At 62.9% G+C, this 16,283-nt stretch carries 11 protein-coding genes and 1 pseudogene; 5 read left to right on the top strand and 7 right to left on the bottom strand.

Annotated features, from left to right (window positions below):
• Positions 1-246: 246 nt before the first annotated feature.
• Positions 247-1,068: a universal stress protein gene (locus tag BLR85_RS07420; protein WP_170844476.1), complete on the bottom strand. Its 822-nt coding sequence runs from the start codon at positions 1,066-1,068 to the stop codon at positions 247-249.
• 184 nt (positions 1,069-1,252) lie between these two features.
• On the opposite strand from BLR85_RS07420, the gene BLR85_RS07415 reads away from it, so the two are divergent.
• A complete protein-coding gene (locus BLR85_RS07415) occupies positions 1,253-2,596 on the top strand; it encodes a nicotinate phosphoribosyltransferase (RefSeq protein ID WP_093152750.1) in 1,344 nt (447 codons plus the stop codon).
• 18 nt (positions 2,597-2,614) lie between these two features.
• Here the strand turns inward: BLR85_RS07415 and BLR85_RS07410 are convergent, their stop codons facing one another.
• Complete coding sequence (locus BLR85_RS07410) at positions 2,615-4,147, bottom strand: bifunctional aminoglycoside phosphotransferase/ATP-binding protein (protein ID WP_093152745.1); 1,533 nt, start codon at positions 4,145-4,147, stop codon at positions 2,615-2,617.
• Between the two features lie 174 nt (positions 4,148-4,321).
• On the opposite strand from BLR85_RS07410, the pseudogene BLR85_RS07405 reads away from it, so the two are divergent.
• Together BLR85_RS07405 and BLR85_RS07400 are read left to right on the top strand one after the other, a co-directional pair.
• Positions 4,322-4,849, top strand: a pseudogene (locus BLR85_RS07405) (universal stress protein).
• A 229-nt stretch (positions 4,850-5,078) separates the two neighbouring features.
• Complete coding sequence (locus BLR85_RS07400) at positions 5,079-5,768, top strand: dienelactone hydrolase family protein (RefSeq protein ID WP_212635032.1); 690 nt, start codon at positions 5,079-5,081, stop codon at positions 5,766-5,768.
• A gap of 110 nt (positions 5,769-5,878) precedes the next feature.
• Here BLR85_RS07400 and BLR85_RS07395 read toward each other — a convergent pair whose 3' ends face one another.
• Positions 5,879-6,622, bottom strand: coding sequence for a response regulator transcription factor (locus BLR85_RS07395; protein WP_093152736.1), 744 nt, complete (start codon positions 6,620-6,622; stop codon positions 5,879-5,881).
• A gap of 70 nt (positions 6,623-6,692) precedes the next feature.
• Between BLR85_RS07395 and BLR85_RS07390 the strand changes: the two genes are divergently transcribed.
• A complete protein-coding gene (locus BLR85_RS07390) occupies positions 6,693-7,934 on the top strand; it encodes a Crp/Fnr family transcriptional regulator (RefSeq protein WP_139188325.1) in 1,242 nt (413 codons plus the stop codon).
• 74 nt (positions 7,935-8,008) lie between these two features.
• On the opposite strand, the gene BLR85_RS07385 is transcribed toward BLR85_RS07390, so the two are convergent.
• The 3 genes from BLR85_RS07385 to BLR85_RS07375 form a co-directional block, all read right to left on the bottom strand.
• On the bottom strand, positions 8,009-12,037 hold the full coding sequence (locus BLR85_RS07385) for a chemotaxis protein CheB (RefSeq protein WP_170844475.1): 4,029 nt from the start codon (positions 12,035-12,037) through the stop codon (positions 8,009-8,011).
• Positions 12,038-12,502: 465 nt separating this feature from the next.
• The gene (locus BLR85_RS07380; protein WP_244520642.1) at positions 12,503-12,946 is read right to left on the bottom strand and encodes a DUF3775 domain-containing protein; all 444 of its coding nucleotides are present in this window, start codon (positions 12,944-12,946) and stop codon (positions 12,503-12,505) included.
• A gap of 84 nt (positions 12,947-13,030) precedes the next feature.
• Positions 13,031-13,456 (bottom strand): DUF2267 domain-containing protein, encoded by a 426-nt coding sequence (locus tag BLR85_RS07375; protein WP_093152721.1) that lies wholly within the window; start codon positions 13,454-13,456, stop codon positions 13,031-13,033.
• Between the two features lie 64 nt (positions 13,457-13,520).
• Between BLR85_RS07375 and BLR85_RS07370 the strand changes: the two genes are divergently transcribed.
• Complete coding sequence (locus BLR85_RS07370) at positions 13,521-14,282, top strand: Hsp20/alpha crystallin family protein (protein ID WP_212635031.1); 762 nt, start codon at positions 13,521-13,523, stop codon at positions 14,280-14,282.
• Between the two features lie 287 nt (positions 14,283-14,569).
• Here BLR85_RS07370 and groL read toward each other — a convergent pair whose 3' ends face one another.
• Positions 14,570-16,195, bottom strand: coding sequence for a chaperonin GroEL (groL, locus tag BLR85_RS07365; protein ID WP_093152718.1), 1,626 nt, complete (start codon positions 16,193-16,195; stop codon positions 14,570-14,572).
• Between the last annotated feature and the right edge of the window lie 88 nt (positions 16,196-16,283).

Below are 16,283 nucleotides of genomic sequence, written 5' to 3'. Positions count from 1 at the left end.
ATGGAAACCGGCTTCGGCGGCGACGTTTCGCATGGCAAAACGGGTCGTACGACATCGGCTATCTTGAGACCGGGACGCCCGGCGGGCAGCGTGTCCTTTTCATTCCCGGCACGCCGGGGCAGGCCCGTCAGCTTCGCCGATCAGGCCGGGAAAATCCTTCTAATCCTGCACGTGCGGAACGTCGAAATGACCCTTCGGAGGTTCTTGCCGAGGCGTGATCCGCCTTCGGGCGCGGAACGCGAGCGATCACTTGGAAAGCAGGACCGGCAAGCGCACATTCTCCAGGAGATAATTCGTCACCGCGCCGATGACGAAATCGTAGACTTGCGAATGGCCGAAGGCGCCGGTCGCGACAATCTGGGCATCCCGCTCCTGCGCCACTTCCAGAAGGGTCTCGCCGCGCTCGCGGGCCGGAGCCCTCCGGTCGACAAGCGTGGCGCGGTACCCCAGGCGATCCAATGCAACCGCGAAGTCCTCCCGGCTGTCGAGGAACCCATCCTCGTCATCCATGGACAGAAGGTCGATCGACGCGCCGGGCGCAGCCAGCGTCAGCACATCATGGGCTGCGCGGGTCGCCTCGCGCGTGTCGCTCCAGCCCACGAGGATGCGGTCGGGTGCTGCGCTCATGGCGGCTTTCTCCGGCAGCAGCAGAACCGGACGTCCGGCGCTCCGTATCAGGGTCCGCTTGACACTGTTCGTCGTCGCATCGCCACTCTTCGCCACCGGCGCCGTCACGATGACGTCGGCCCCGCGAATAGCCGAAAGAAGAAAGGCCTCCTCGGCATGGATCGTGTCCGGCTGGCTGCGAAACTCGCCACGGATATCCGTCCGGCGTGCCGCGTCTTCAAAGGTCTTCTCGATCTCCCTGGTCTCGTCGCTGCGGATATCCCGCAATGCCTGCATGTAGGTGATGTTGCCATCCGAGTCGAAATACACCGGAATCGGGCGAAGCGGATGAATTCCGTTCAGATGCGCGTCGAAAATCCGTGCCATTTCGCAGGCCAGAGGTGTGAGCCAAGCACACTCGGATTTCTCGAAAAGGGCGAGAGCTATCGTTCGAATTGTCATTTCTGCCTCCAATTGCGGACACTGTCTCTGCCGCGCGCGGTACATTCTACGACCACTGGGGACCGGCGCATTGACCGCCGACAACAGACTGATTTCCAAGGGGTCGTCCTGCGACGGCGCCACGCCTTGCGGCACGCGGAATGCGGCTTAACTTGGGTTGACCGACCGTCTGAAAGGAACCGTCATGGGCCAGGACAAGAGCTTCCTGCTGACCGACCTTTACCAGCTGGCGATGATGCAGGCCTATTTCAAAGCTGGCGAGACCGGGACGGCCGTTTTCGAGTTCTTTGTACGCAAACTGCCTGATACCTGGGGATTTCTCGTGGCAGCCGGTCTCGAGCAGGCGCTGGATTTCCTCGAAACCCTGCACGTCTCCGAGGCGGAGCTGGATTGGCTGGAGCGCAGCGGCCATGTCGGGCCGAGCCTCACCAGCCGCTTGCGAGATTTCCGCTTCACCGGTGACGTGCACGCGATGCCGGAAGGCACCGTGTTCTTCCCGCACGAACCGATCCTGCGCGTTACCGCCCCCCTGCCGCAGGCACAATATGTCGAGACCCGGCTGATCAACCTGCTGCATTTCCAGACGCTCATCGCGTCGAAGGCCGCGCGGATGGTGCTGGCCGCCAAGGGCCGGACACTGATCGATTTCGGGCTGCGCCGGGCGCACGGAGCCGAGGCCGGCCTGCTGGCCGCCCGTGCGGCCTATCTCGCCGGCTTCGACGGCTCGGCCAACGTGCAAGCGGAGCGGGCCTTCGGCGTGCCGGCTTTCGGCACGATGGCGCATTCCTTCGTGCATTGCTTTGCGGACGAGACCCTTGCCTTCGAGCAATTCGCCCGGGCGCGGCCCGAGAACCTCGTCCTTCTGATCGACACCTATGACACCGAGGCCGGAGCGCGGAAGGTCGTCGCGCTCGCCCCGCGACTTCGGGAGATGGGGATCACGATCGGCGCCGTGCGGCTCGACAGCGGCGATCTCGGCGCGCTGTCGGTCTCGGTGCGGCAGATCCTCGACTCCGGCGGGTTGCGCGCCGTCAGGATCCTGGCCAGCGGCGGGCTCGACGAGGCAGAGATCTCCCGGCTGCTGCGGAACGGCGCCCCTATAGACGGTTTCGGGGTCGGCACGAGCCTCACAACGTCCTCGGACGCCGCTGCGCTCGATTGCGCCTACAAGCTTCAGGAATATGCCGGTCTACCGCGGCGAAAGCGGTCCACGGGCAAGGCCACCTGGCCCGGGCGCAAGCAGGTCTGGCGCAGCATCGGACCGGACGGCCGGATCGCGGGCGACACCATTTCCGTTGATGGCGAGCCGCGAGAGGGCACACCGCTCCTGCAACAGGTAATGCGCGCGGGTGAACGGGTCCTGCCGCCTCCGTCGCTCGATGAAATCCGCGCAACCACCGCATCCGGCCTCGAACGGTTGCCGGAGCCACTCCGGCGCCTGACGCCCGGCGCGCACTTTCCGGTCGAGATCGCGCCGGCGCTTGTCGCGCTTGCGCAGGAAGCCGACCGGATCGTCAATCCCACGTAGAAAGTATCGGCAGCCGTTTCACGACCGCTCGCCAGCGAGAAGAGCGTCAATGGCGGAAAGCGTTTCCGAAAGCGGTCCGGCGGTCGGCACGCGCGCCCAATGGAGGGGGCCAGTATCGCGCGCCAACTGGGCTTCCAGAACCTCGACCGTGGCATCGGAGACGCCGTCACGTGGCGTCGAGACCCGTTGCCGTAGAAGCGCCGGGTCGGCCTCAAGCCAGATCCCGAGGAAGGGTGCCCGTGCAGCCTCGGCGGCCCGCTCCAGCGCGTCCCGGCGTTCCGGACGGTCATAGACCGCATTCGTCACGACCGAACACCCCCCTTCGAGCAGCCTGTGCGTCCGCTCCGCAAGGTCGGCATAGACCGTGTCCGAGATACCGGCGGTATAAGCTTGCTCCGGCAGGCGCTCTTCCGGGCGCACTCCGTACATTGCCTTGCGCAGGTGATCGCTCTCCAGCAGGCGCGCACCGGGCGGCGCGCCGAGCCTGGGCGCCAGCGCCGCCGCAATGGTGGATTTTCCACTGCCACTCAACCCTCCGATGGCAACGAGCCTGGCAGGGCGTGGGGTCAGGATGTCGAGCGCAAGATCGTAGTAAGCCCGCGCTGCCGCACACGCCGTCTCGGCCCTCTCGCCTTTCATGCCCGCGGCCTGGGTCGCGGTAACATGCGCCCGTACCGCCGCCCGCAGCGCGGTAAAATATGGCAGCAGCGGCACGCCGTCCTCCTGCCCCGCCATGTCCAGGTAGCGGTTGGTCACGAAGCTCGCGTCGTTCCGCATCCCGCGGTGCCAGAGGTCCATGGCCAGGAATGAGAGGTCATAGAGAACGTCAATCGTGGCGATCCGGTCGTTGAAATCGATACAGTCGAACAGGGCCGGCCGCCCCTGGAACAAGCACACATTGCGCAGGTGCAAGTCGCCATGGCACAGCCGGATTGCCCCGGCCTCCGCACGTGCGTCGAGCAGTGCGGCGTGACGTTCCAACCCTTCCCGGAAGGCGTCGTCGATCCGGGCGACCTCAGCCGCGTCGAACACCTGGCTCTCGCCGAAACCGGCGCGATTGATGTCGAGAACCGCGGCGACGTTCTCCGATCCGCGCTCGCCCCGGATGACACGGGCACCGGCATGGGCGGAGACGATCGCTCCGGCAAGCTCGGCCAGAAGAAACCGGGTCAACTCGCCGCGCAATGCCAGTTCGTCGAACAGCCCGTCCTGCGGGAAGCGCTCCATCTCGACCACAGCGTCGACGAGCGGGCCGGGCCCGTCGAAAGCAAGTCCCCCGGGCTCGCGGGTAATCCGGCGCACGCCGCGGTAAAGTTCCGGCGTGGTGGCCCGGTTCAGCGCGACTTCCTTCTCGCACCCAGCGATCCGGATGTCGGCGGTCGAGAAATCCACATAAGGCAAATGCACGGCTTTCTTGAGCTTGTAGGCCGTTCGGCCAACAAGAAAGACCGCTGAAATATGGGTCTGGATGACTTCCACCGGCCCGACTCCGCCGTGGCTATCGGCATCCGACAGGAAGGCAATGACTTGGCTCTGGTCCTCGACGATCAACTCGGTCTCGCTTCGCTGATAACCTCTGTGCTGTCACTCTACAGCCAAGAGACGGCATCCGCCTTGATCGATGCCAACTTCCATCCGAGGCAAGATTATTCGTTGACAGCGCTCAATGAGCGCCAGTGCCCCGGGCGGTAGACTGCAAGGAATTCCATCGGAAGGAATATCCGAATGCCAAATGGAATCCTTGTCGCAACCGACGGCTCCGACGGTGGGAACCATGCCGTCGACTTTGCAGCGGATCTGTCCGCCAATCTCTCCCGAAATCTCTGCATCGTGCATGTCTACCTCCACGATTACTCGCCGAAGTAGCTGGCCCGGCTTCCCGGAGCACGGGAAATGCTCGAAACATTCGCGGCAGGGCAAATCGCAGGAGCTGATGCGCTCGAACCAGAGGAAGACCTGTCGGGAATGGCGACCGAGGACCAGTTGCAGCACGCCTGGGATATTATAGCCCTTGGCGAGCTTATCGTCCGCCAGGCGAAGGAACGCGCGGAAGCGGCAGGCGCCCGCAACGTGAAGACCCGGCTGCTCGCGGGGGACTACGCCGACGAGATCATCAATGCCGCAAAAACCGAGAAAGCGGCGATCGTCGTCGTTGGCAGCCGCGGGCTCGGCCGCTTGCGCGAAGCCCTTGTGGGAAGCGTGTCGCAAAAGGTCCTGCACCGCGCAAACTGCACCGTCGTTGTGGCGCGATGATGCCGGTTGTCCTTGGAAAGCGTTGCCCTGCGCGAAGCGTAGCGATCCCGGCGTTATCCGGCCGGAAAAGAGAGCCCTGGCGCAGCGCAGGGAAACGATGTTCCGGAGCGAGGTGGCCGAAGAATTCGAACAGCTTTCCGACCGGGTCCCATGCCTCAATCCGGCGACCTGTTTTCCAGGCATTGGCGGCTCTTGCGGCGACGTCCACCAGATGAGCGACGAGGATACCATGAACCAGCTGAAAAAGGGCCGAAACCACCCACAAGGATCACAGGAAACTGCGCCATCACACCGGATAGTCACGATTGCACCGCACGGGCTCGAAGGCGAACTGGTCGTGCCCTTAGACCCGCGCGGTATCGTGCTTTTTGCGCATGGCAGCGGTTCGAGCCATCTGAGCCCGCGCAACCGGGCGGTGGCAGCGACGTTCAATGCCCACGGTCTCGCGACCTTGCTCTTCGACTTGCTGACCCCGGCCGAAGCTGTGGACCGGCGCAATGTTTTCGACATCCCGCTGTTGGCGGATCGCGTCACGGAGGCGGTGCGCCACGTCGTCGGAGAGAGCGAGGTGAACAAGCTGCCGATGGGCCTCTTCGGCTCCAGCACGGGCGCAGCAGCCGCGCTTGTGGCCGCGGCGAAACTGGGCACGCAGGTCAGTGCGGTGGTCTCGCGCGGTGGCCGGCCGGATCTGGCGGAAGGGCAACTCGACCGGGTGACGGCCCCCACGCTGCTGATCGTGGGAGGCGCTGACAGCGAGGTTATCGCCCTCAACCGGCATGCGCTTGGCGAGCTGTATTGCGACAAGCTGCTCCGGATTGTCCCGGGTGCGGGGCATCTCTTCGAGGAACCGGGAACGCTCGAAGCAATGACCCGGATCGCCTGCGAGTGGTTCGAGCATTACCTCGGGCAAAGCCGTTAGGAGACCTCTCCATAAACGGCGACAGTCCCGGAATAGGCGACGTCTTTCAACGGCTTCCGGCGCAGATGAAAGCGACGGGCTGAAACTTCCGGCGTCGGCCAGCCCCGTCGTTACGCCTCTTCGGCGACATTGGCGCTCAGCATGTAGCCGCTTCCGCGGATACTCTGGATCATGTCGATCTCGCCATTCATGCTTTCGAGCTTGTGCCTTAGCCGCCTGATCTGGTTGTCGATGACGCGATCATTGGCGATCCAGCCCGGTCCCTTGAGCTTGTCCATGATCTCGTTTCGGCTCAGGACGCGGTTCGGGTTGAGCAGCAGGAGCCTGAGCAATTCGAACTCGGCCGCGGTCAGCGTGCCGGACTTGCCGGCGGGAGAGAGGACAGAACGACGCCTGCAATCGAGGACCCAATCGTCGAACGAGATGCGACTGGGTCCGTCCGCGGGGATGAAGGGTCCGGTATGGTCGTGCTGCGAACGGCGCAGGACGCTGCGGATGCGGGCAAGGAGTTCGCGGACATGGAATGGCTTGGTCACGTAATCGTCCGCGCCGATTTCGAGCCCGACAACCCGATCAATCATGTCGCGTTTCGCGGTCACCATGATGATGGGAACGTCCCAACGGGTGCGGATCTCGCGGGCGACATCGATCCCGTCGTCCTTTCCGAGCCAAAGGTCGAGGGTGATCAGGTTCGCCGGATCGCGGGAAAGGACGTCGAAAAGTTCCTCGCGCCCCCTGGCCTCGGTAACCCGAAAGCCGCCGGCTTCGAGACAGTCCCGCAGGGTCTGCCGAACCGCCTTTTCGTCATCCACAACCACGATATGGGTTTTCCAAGATGGCGTAGCCTTTGACATCCCACCTCCCTTCCCGTTTCGAACGGGCTCTTCCTCCCGATGCCGCGAACAGGCGCGCCTGCTTCCCAAAGTGTATTTGCCCGGCAGCCGCAATTATCGGATTCAATCCGATTCCGTTTCGATTCCCTTGCGCGGTCATCTGCCGGGAATTTTGTGTGATTATAGGCCGTCAGTAAACATTTCCGTCGGTTGCGCCCATGGAACGGGCAATTCCAGGTGGAAGCTGCGCGCCGGGAGTGCCTTTCCGGAGATGAAACGCACTCCGGTCGTTCTTGCGAAGCGTTGGTCCGGTCGCATGCTTTGCAAGATCCAACAAGGCGCCTTCGCGGCACACACCCGAAAACCTGCCTCCCACGGGTCCGCGTTCAGACGTTTTCTTGTTGAATTATGTATTCTTGAAATACGGAAGGAGGCATTGCCCAGCCGAATGCCGAACGACATTTCGAAACTACCGGATATCGGAGAATCTGCCTGGGGCCACGAAATTCCCGGCCCCGGACGCTACCATCGCGCCCCCTGCCACACCAGATCCGGCTCTACCGGGCCGGAAAGGCTAGAAACTGGAATTTGCAACGGTCTTCACGACGGAGCGGTTTCGGAGGCTTGCGGGAATTGCCCGCTCCAAGGCACGCGTTTATGCACGCAGTTGGCCGGCCCTTCGCTTGGCCGGCTCAGGGAGATTTCGCGGCGCGTCCATTTCAAGGCGAATTGCACCGTTGCAGGGGCGTGTGACAAGGGTGGTTTCTCCGGTGTCGTGCGCCATGGCTGGCTGCGCCTGGTGCATTATACAAGGAACGGCAAGCGCAAGATCGCGGACATCTTCGAACCCGGAGATCTCGTAATCGAACTGAACGGGGTACCGGCGGGATTCGAATTGGAAACCGTAACACCGGCCGAGCTGTGTCGCTTCGATACCGCCGGTTTCGAACGGCTCCTGGAAAACGACCAAAGCCTGTGCCGGGCGGTTATGCGCGATGGTGCGGAACGCTTCGATCGTACCCTGCAACGGAACCTGATCGCCGCGCTCAGCGCACCGGAGCGGGTCGCGGCATATCTTGTGTTCGAGGCCGCCAAGTCCGGATTCCGTCCCGACGGAAAAGGTGGCGGCGATTTGACGCTCGCTCTCCCGCGTCCGGAAATCGCCGACCTCATCGGAACCACGGTGGAGACGTTCAGCCGGGTCACGCATGGGCTTCAGCAATGCGGCGCAATCGAAATCCTCTCTCCCAACCGGTTCCGCATTCCGTCTCTCGCGGCACTCGACCGATTGGGAGCCCGCACATACGCGTCCTCCGACGAAAAGCAGGGCTGAGGCTCCGCGCTATGGGAAACGGATAAAGGACCCTCGCGATCCCGGCCCGCACCGCAGAGGCTCCTGTTGCCACATCACTGCAAGGCGTCGCTGACGGCGCGGGCCAGCTGGGCCAAAGAGTAGGGCTTGCTGAGCACGCGTTGCTCGCCCAGCAAGCCGTTTTCCGCGAGATCCCGGACTTCCTTGCTGTAGCTCGAGCAAAGCAGAACCGCGATCCCCGGTTTCGTTGACCTGACCCATCGCGCGAGGTCCACCCCGGTCTCGTCTCCGCGCAGTATCACATCGCTGAAGACCAGCCGGATCCCGGCACCGGAGTCGAGAAGTCTTCTGGCTTCGGCGACAGTTCTTTTTTCCTGCACCTTGTACCCCAGAGCTTCCAGCCGCTGACGCGTCGAGTCGCGAAGATCCGCGTTGTCCTCGACCACGAGAATGACTTCTCCATTTCCGCGCTGCATGGCCGCTTCCGGCTCAACCGACCCTATCGCCGCAGAGCGGGTACCAACCGACCTTGGCAGGAAGAGGCAAACAACGGTTCCCCTGTCGGGCGTGCTTCCGATATCCACATACCCGCCGGACCGTTTGACGAATTCCAGCACGCTGAAGAGGCCGAGCCCGACCCCTGTTCCCTCGGTCTTGGTCGAGAAGAAGGCCTCGGTGGCCTGTTCGAGAACCTCCTTGGACATGCCGGTGCCCGTGTCGGCCACCTCAAGACAGATGAAGTCCCCCGGGAGAATGCCCTCCAGGGTCTTGGCGCGCTCGGGATCAAGCGTCCCGTTGCGGGTCCGGATGGTAATCATCCCACTGTCATGGATAGCGTCCCTGGCGTTGAGCACCAGGTTCAGCAGGGCATTCTGGACCTCGCCGGTATCCACGAAGGCGGGCCAGAGGTCCGTTGCGAGGTCGCAGACCAGTTCGATCCGCTCGTCAAGGACCCGGCAGAGAAGCTTGCACATGTCTTCGACGACATCATTGAGAACCATCTCCTGCGGTTCGAGGACGCCCGCACCGGTGAGAGACAGCAACCGCGCGTTGAAGCTCGCCCCAAGATCCGCCGCTTTCGCGGCACGGTCGAGAAGCTCGCGGACCTGCTCATCCTGCACACGCATCTGCGCGAGCTCGATACTGGCGGTAATGATTGTCAGCAGGTTGTTGAAATCATGCGCAACCCCACCGGCCAGCCGTCCGATCGACTCGATCCGGCGGCTGCGGGCCAACTCGTCGATGGTATGGCGTTTCAGGGTCGTGTCGCGCGCCGCGCCGAACCACTCCACGATGGCCCCGGTTTCGTCCAGCATCGGGACCGCGCGCGACAGCGTCCATCCAAGAGTGCCATCTGGTCGCTTGACCCGATGCTCCAGCTCGAAAATAGACTTCGTCTGGATGGCCTGCCGGATCGCCGCGATCACCCGTGGCTGGTCCGCGGGATCGATGTACTCGTCGAGCCAGTTGCTGCTGGGTTCCGTCATGTCGCGCATGAAGCCATGGCCGTCGAGTTCGCGCATTTCCGTCCAGTCCGGGCTCATGCGATAGACGGCATAGGACGTGGCATTCACAAGCGCGCGGAATCGTTCGTTTGCCTTCCGATAGGCTCGCTCCATGCTGTGCAGTTCCGTCAGATCCACGAAGGTAACCACCACGCCGTCGATCCGGTCTTCCAGGGTCCGGTAGGGCCGCATCCGCAGCAGAAACCATTCGCCCCGTTCGTTGGTGACCTCGCGCTCCTTCGGCGCGTGGTCGCGGAGAACGGTCGCTGCGTCTTCCGCGACCTGATCGTAGTTGAGGTTATGCGTGAAATCAGTGATCGACCGGCCGACATCGCCGGCGGTGATGTTGAAAAGTTCACCGACGCCGGCGGTGAACAGCTTGATGCGGAGTTGCGTGTCCAGAAAGAGCGTGCCGCCTTCCGTCGCGGCGATCAGGTTCTTCAAGTCGGCATTGGCCTGGCTGACGCTGTCGACCTTGACCTTCAGTTCCGTGTTGAGAGCCCGCAATTCCTCGTTCATGGATTGCAGTTCTTCCTTGCTGGTCTCGAGTTCCTCCGAGGTCGAGTGAAATTCCTGGTTGACCGACTGGAGCTCTTCGTTGGTCGCCCGCAATGCCTCGTTCGTCGTTTCGAATTCCGCCTGGTTCAACCGCAAGCGCTTGTATGCGATCTCCAGTTCCTCCTGCAGGCGGGCAACGAGCCCGTCCGGGGTCCCTTCGGTTCCCGCCTCTGCGCCCGTGGCCCGTTCCAGGTCCTGAACCGCGCCCTCGCAGAAAAGGACGAGCGCCCCGGAAACCTTGTCCTCGCGCCTGACCGGCCGAACCTGCAGGACGACATGCCGAGGCACTCCGTCGATCTTCACCAGGATCGGCATGCTGATGGTCGCCTCGCCGCTCTGAAAGACCCTCTGCAGGCCACGGCCAAGATCCAGCTTGAGCTCGGGAAGAACGATCTTTCGAACGTTGCTGGACGGCGTCCCGCCCGGGAGCCGCAGGAAGCGCCCCACGGTCTCGGATAGGTGCAGGACGTTGTGGTTCGCGTCCACCAACAGGCTTGGGGGCGCCGACTCCTCGAGCGCATCACGGTGAAAATCGACATCCGCCGGACTCGCCGGGTAGGAGGGAATTGTCTTTCCGCTCGAGCCGAGAGAAGCGAGCGTGGACAGCTCTCGCTGCAACAGCGGCGCCGTCCTCCTTGCGGGGGCCGGCGCCAAGTAGATGCGGGCCTTGGAATCGACTGCGAAAAACCGTTCGCTCAGCACATCGGCGGTCTCTGCCGAGCCCAGGAAAAGGTAGCCGCCCGTGTTCAACCCGTAATGCAGCGTTGCCAGGACACGTTTCTGGATGTCGCGCTCGAGGTAGATCAGCAGGTTACGGCAGGAGACGAGATCGAGCCGCGAGAACGGCGGGTCCTTCAGGATGCTGTGATCCGCGAACATGACAAGATCGCGAACGTTCTTCTTGATCCGGTAGTGGTCGCCCTCCCGACGGAAGTAGCGCGCAAGGCGCTCTTCGGACACGTCCGCCTCGATCGCCCAGGGATACAGCCCCTCGCGGGCGAAATCGAGCGCGGGCGCATCGATATCGGTCGCGAAGATCTGAAGGTCGGGCACGGTCTCGCGCTTGGCCGCTTCTTCCAGGATCAGGATGACAAGCGAATAGACCTCCTCCCCGGTGGCGCAACCCGCAACCCAGACGCGCACCGGCCCATCCTCTACAGGCTTTTTCAGCAGTTCCGGGATCACCCGCTCGGCCAATGCTTCAAAAGCAGGCGGGTCGCGGAAAAAGGTCGTCACCGAGATCAACAGGTCGCCGAACAGCGCCTCGACCTCGTCGTTCCTGGTACGCACCAGTTCCAGGTAGTCTTCCATACTGTCGAGATTGTTGAGCTGCATGCGCCGCGCGACGCGGCGCTCGACAGTCGGAGTCTTGTAGCTGGAAAAGTCATGCCCCGTCAGGGCGCGAAGGACAGCGATGACTCGACGCAGCAGCTCGTTGCGGTCCTCGCTGACGGCCTGATCGCCTCCCCCGAAATCCTGTGCGCCGAGCCGGTTCCGGGCCTGCACAAGTTCCACCAGTTTCGCGGCCAGCTCCCTGACCGGCAGGACGATATCCGCGCAGCCGGTTGCCATGGCGTTTCGCGGCATCGGCGGGTATTCCGCCTCGCTGGGATCCTGTACCATCACGAAACCGCCAGCATCTTTTATGGCGCGGACACCAATCGATCCGTCCGACCCGGTCCCCGACAGGACGATGGCATAATCATTGTGATGCAACTCAGCCAGCGACCGGAAGAAACGGTCGATCGGCAAGCGCCGCCCTCGGGGGGCCTCGAAAGCGCGGGAAACGATCCCGCCATCCGTGGCGACGATCTCGCTGTTGGGTGCAATCACGTAGACATGGTCGCGTTGAAGGCTCTGCGTCTTGCGCATCTCCACCACGGGCATCCGGGTATGCCGCGAGAGAATCGACGCGAGTTCGCTGGCGTGGTCAGGATCAAGATGGGCGACGACAACGTATGATCCGCCGAGATCCGGCGGAAGCGCCTCGAACAGGGACTTGAGCGCCGCAAGCCCACCGGCCGAACTGCCGATGGCAACAGTGAACGGATGACCGGCCACTGGGTTCGTCCCGAAATTCCCTGGATTACCCGGCCTTTTCATGAATGTGGCCTCCGTCCTTCGACACGCTGTTCCGTCTTAACACAGCTTTCGGCCTTGGAAACCAAATGGACAACCTGCCTTCCGTTTCCTTCCGCCGGGAACAGGCAACCCGCTCGCGGGCGGTACGAATGCGGTCTCCCGGCGAAAACAGTCGTTCAAGGCACATGGGGTAAACGGCACACCAGCCTTGCTCCAAACCCAAGAGCCGCCCGGTCCGGTTTCCACTCCCAAGGTCTCCCCCGGGGCGCTCACCCGAACCTGACGGCTCCCGCTCGCCAAGGGCCATCGCTGCGCCGGTCCATAGTCGGGCCATTCCGCGTCCAGAGGACGTTTCATCGGCCTCCCGTCTCCGGGTCGGCTCCCCTTTTCGAGAATCTCAATCTAACGGAAGGACGGCGCCGTTTCATTGATGGGCATCATTTTTCACTCGTTTTCGAGCAGCCAGTCCGTGCAATCCAGATCGAGCGCGTTCAACCCCTCCATGAGGTAGTCTGCCAGAAGCGGTGTTCCGAGCAGGTATTCGGCCGTCGGCGCTCCGGCCTCCTGTTCGGCAAGAACGCGATGCTCCGCCCAATCGCCACCGTCCCGCCCCAGCCACATCAGGGCCACGAGATCCGCCTGGGCCTCTTCGCTCAGATCACAGATCACCGATGTCAGTTCTTCCTCGACGGCATCGTTGCCCCTGTCTTCCAGGATCAGCACTTCCGGGTCGTCGTCATCGTCACTATCATCATCGCTGGCCGTGCTGGCGGTCTTGCCCTGCAATTCCCACGCCCTTGCAATGATGAAGCAGACCGTATCGAGCGGAACGGTTCTTTCGATTTCCTCCTCAGAACTCATGATCACCGTGTTCGCGTCATCCTTCATCGCCTGCTACCTCCTCCTGGCATGGCGTCCGACGCAACGGGCAGACCCAATGGCACCCGACGCTCCCCAACATTTAGGTGTCCTTCACGTCCACAGATCCTGCAACGGACCGCGCATCGCGTGGCTCACCTGTTGAAGTTCCGAGAACGAGACCTTGCGGCGCAGCAGGTCGAAGACCGCCGCAACCGCGCGTTCCGGATCCTCCAACGGTATCTTGTCGAAATGGCGGGAGACGCGATCGAGAAACGCAGTCTTGGAGCGCGGCTTGATCGGTGTCGCGGACGGGTTCCAGCCCGTGTAGTAGATTCCACGAATGATCAACGGAAGCTGGGCCGCAAGATCGGCCGCTTCATCCACCGTCAGGAAGTCGCGGATTGCATGCAGCGTCTCGTGCAGAAGCAGGTAGCCGCGCCGCTTTTCATCCCATTCGAGGTCTTCGCACAGCAGGTTCACCCATTCCGCCACCACCTGCGGTGCCTCGTCGATGGCGGGGTGACCGGTATGTGCCATGATGTTTCGTCCTCCCGCGTAATAACTGGACCAATCGTGACCAAAGCGGGGGAGGCGATCATTGATGATCGTCAATCCCGACGCGAACTTTGGAGCATTGACGGCCATCAATGCTCCAAAGCAGGGAAGAGGCGATATTTTGGAGCGCTTTCTGAAGAATCGCTGGTTGCCGAAGGGCCTTGAGGGGGAGGAGGCAACCACGAGAGCGGCGCTCCATTTTGAGGCTGCCAGAGGGCGAACCGCCGGCCGGGTTCCATATTTTTTAGAATCCGGCCGGTACCCCGGCTGCACAAGGAGTCTGGAAATGAGCAAGAAGAAAGATGTCCCCGTCACGCGCGAGGCCAGCGACGCTCCGGCGCTGCACGAAACAGGTACATGGGGAGGGCTCACGAATTTGCGCGAGGAAATCGACCGTCTGTTCGACACCTTCGAGCCGCGCGACTGGTTCACACGGCGGCCGCTGGCGGTGCCCTTGATCAGAAGCGCGGTGGCGCTGTCTCCGGCCGTCGATCTCTGCGAAACCGACGGCGGATACGAGATGACAGCCGAACTGCCGGGCCTCGACGCGGAGAATGTCGAGGTCAAGCTTTCCAACGGAATGCTGACTGTCCGTGGCGAGAAGCATGAGGAAGAGAAGTCGGAAGGAAAGAACTTCCACCTCAGCGAGCGCCGCTGGGGCAGCTTCCAGCGCACGATTCGCATCCCCCGGGACGTTGACCGCGACAAGATCGAGGCAAGCTTCGCCAAGGGCGTGCTGACGATCAAGCTGCCGAAATCTGCCGAGGCGAAGGCCTCCGAAAAGGTTATCAAGATCAAGGCTGCCTGACCGCGCCTTCACATGCCATGACCGCGGGGCGGGCACTCGACTTTTCAGAGTGCCCGTCAAATACCTTGAATGTCAGGTACGCGGAGTTCCGCCGCGGTGGACAAGCCGAAGCACGGCTTCCAGTTCCTTTGACCCATCAACATCGAGACATTCAACCTGCCGCATTCCCACAGGCCCACAGACGAAACCCGTCCACGCCCTGCGAGGCGAGCAAGCTCGAATTATCCCGACGCCGGGCAACGACCCTGGCATTCCTCGCCGGTGGCACCGACGCCAGATACTCAGTGTCAGACGAAATCGTCGACGGGCCGGTGGAGAGGCTTATCTGCCTCCTCGGTGACCTCGGCCATCGTGGCTTCCGTCAGAAGCAGCGTCCCCGCCACGGAGACGGCGTTCTCGAGCGCGATGCGAACGACCTTCGTCGGGTCGATGATCCCCACCTCCAGAAGGTCGGCAAATATGTTGCGCGAGGCATCGAAGCCCCACGCGCCCGTGCCCTTCCGCATCTCGGCCAGAACGACCCCGCCATCCATCGCCGAGTTCTCGGCAATTTGCCGCGCGGGCGCGGCGAGAGCCCGGACCATGCACAGCACGCCGGTTCGCCTGTCGCCATCGAGGCCTTTCGCGACGGCCTCCACCGCATCCATGGCCCGCACCAGCGCAAGTCCACCTCCGGGAACGACGCCCTCCTCGACGGCCGCCTTGGTCGCGCTGATCGCGTCGTCCAGCGCCTCCTTGCGCGATTTGAGCTCGGCCTCGGTCGCGGCACCGGCCCGGATCAGGGCCACCCCACCGGACAACTTGGCCAACCGCTCGCGCAGTTTCTCACGGTCATAGTCGCTCGTGCTTTCCTCGACCTGATGGCGGATTTGCGCGATGCGCGCCTCGATTTCGGTGCGGTTGCCTTCTCCCCCGACGATCGTCGTCTTCTCGCGGTCGACGGTGACGGAGGTCGCACCGCCCAGCTGCTCGATCGTGACCTTCTCGATATCCAGCCCGAGATCGGGAGAGACGACCTGGCATCCGGTCAGCACCGCGATGTCCTGAAGCATCGCACGTCGGCGGTCACCGAAACCCGGCGCCTTGACCGCGACCACCTTGAGCGTGCCGCGAAGCTTGTTGACCACCAGGGTTGCCAGCGCTTCTTCGTCCAGATCCTCGGCGACGATCAGAAGCGGGCGGCCGGCCTGCATCACGGCCTCGAGAAGCGGTATCAGCGGTCTCAGCCCGCTGAGTTTCTTCTCGTGCAACAGGATCGCCGGCTGTTCGAGCCGCGCCGTCAGGGACTCGGGGTCGGTCACGAAATAGGGCGAGATGAAGCCGCGATCGAATTGCAGCCCCTCGACCACTTCGAGAACGGTTTCGGTGGTGCGGGATTCCTCGACCATGATGGCGCCGTCGTCACCGACTTTCTCGATCGCCTCGGCGACCAGGTCTCCCACCGCGGCATCGCCGTGCGCGGAAATGGTGGCGACCTGTCTCTTTTCCTGCACCGACTTCACCGGTTGCGACAGTTCCTGAATCGCCGCCAGCGCGCCGGCAAGGCCGTCTTCGAGGCCACGCCTCAGATCGACCCCGGAAGCGCCGGCGGCAATGTTCCGAAGGCCCTCGGAGAAAAGCGCGTTCGCGAGGATCGTCGATGTCGTCGTCCCGTCCCCAACAGCGTCACCGGTACGCTCGGCGGCCTGCCGCAGGAGCTGGGCGCCCATGTCCTCTTCCGGCTCCCGGAGACGGAACTCCCTGGCTATCGTAACCCCGTCGTCGCAGACGATGGGGGCCCCGAAACTCTTCTGGATGAGAACCGATTTCGACCGCGGCCCGAGTGTGACCCTGACTGCGTCCGCCAGGGATTGTGTGCCTCTCAGCAACTTTTCCCGAGCAGCAGAATGGAAAAGGAGCTTCTTGTAAGCCATTCAAGCACTCCCGCGAATAACTTCGGAAATCAGTATGACTTGTCGCGCTGACGAGGGCAATGACGGCCGTCAAACCATCTTTTCATCT

The organism is Aliiruegeria lutimaris, assembly GCF_900099935.1.
GTDB classification, from domain to species: Bacteria; Pseudomonadota; Alphaproteobacteria; order Rhodobacterales; family Rhodobacteraceae; genus Tropicimonas; species Tropicimonas lutimaris.
Note: the sequence above shows the minus strand (reverse complement) of the source record. Positions and strands in the feature narration are given on the sequence as shown.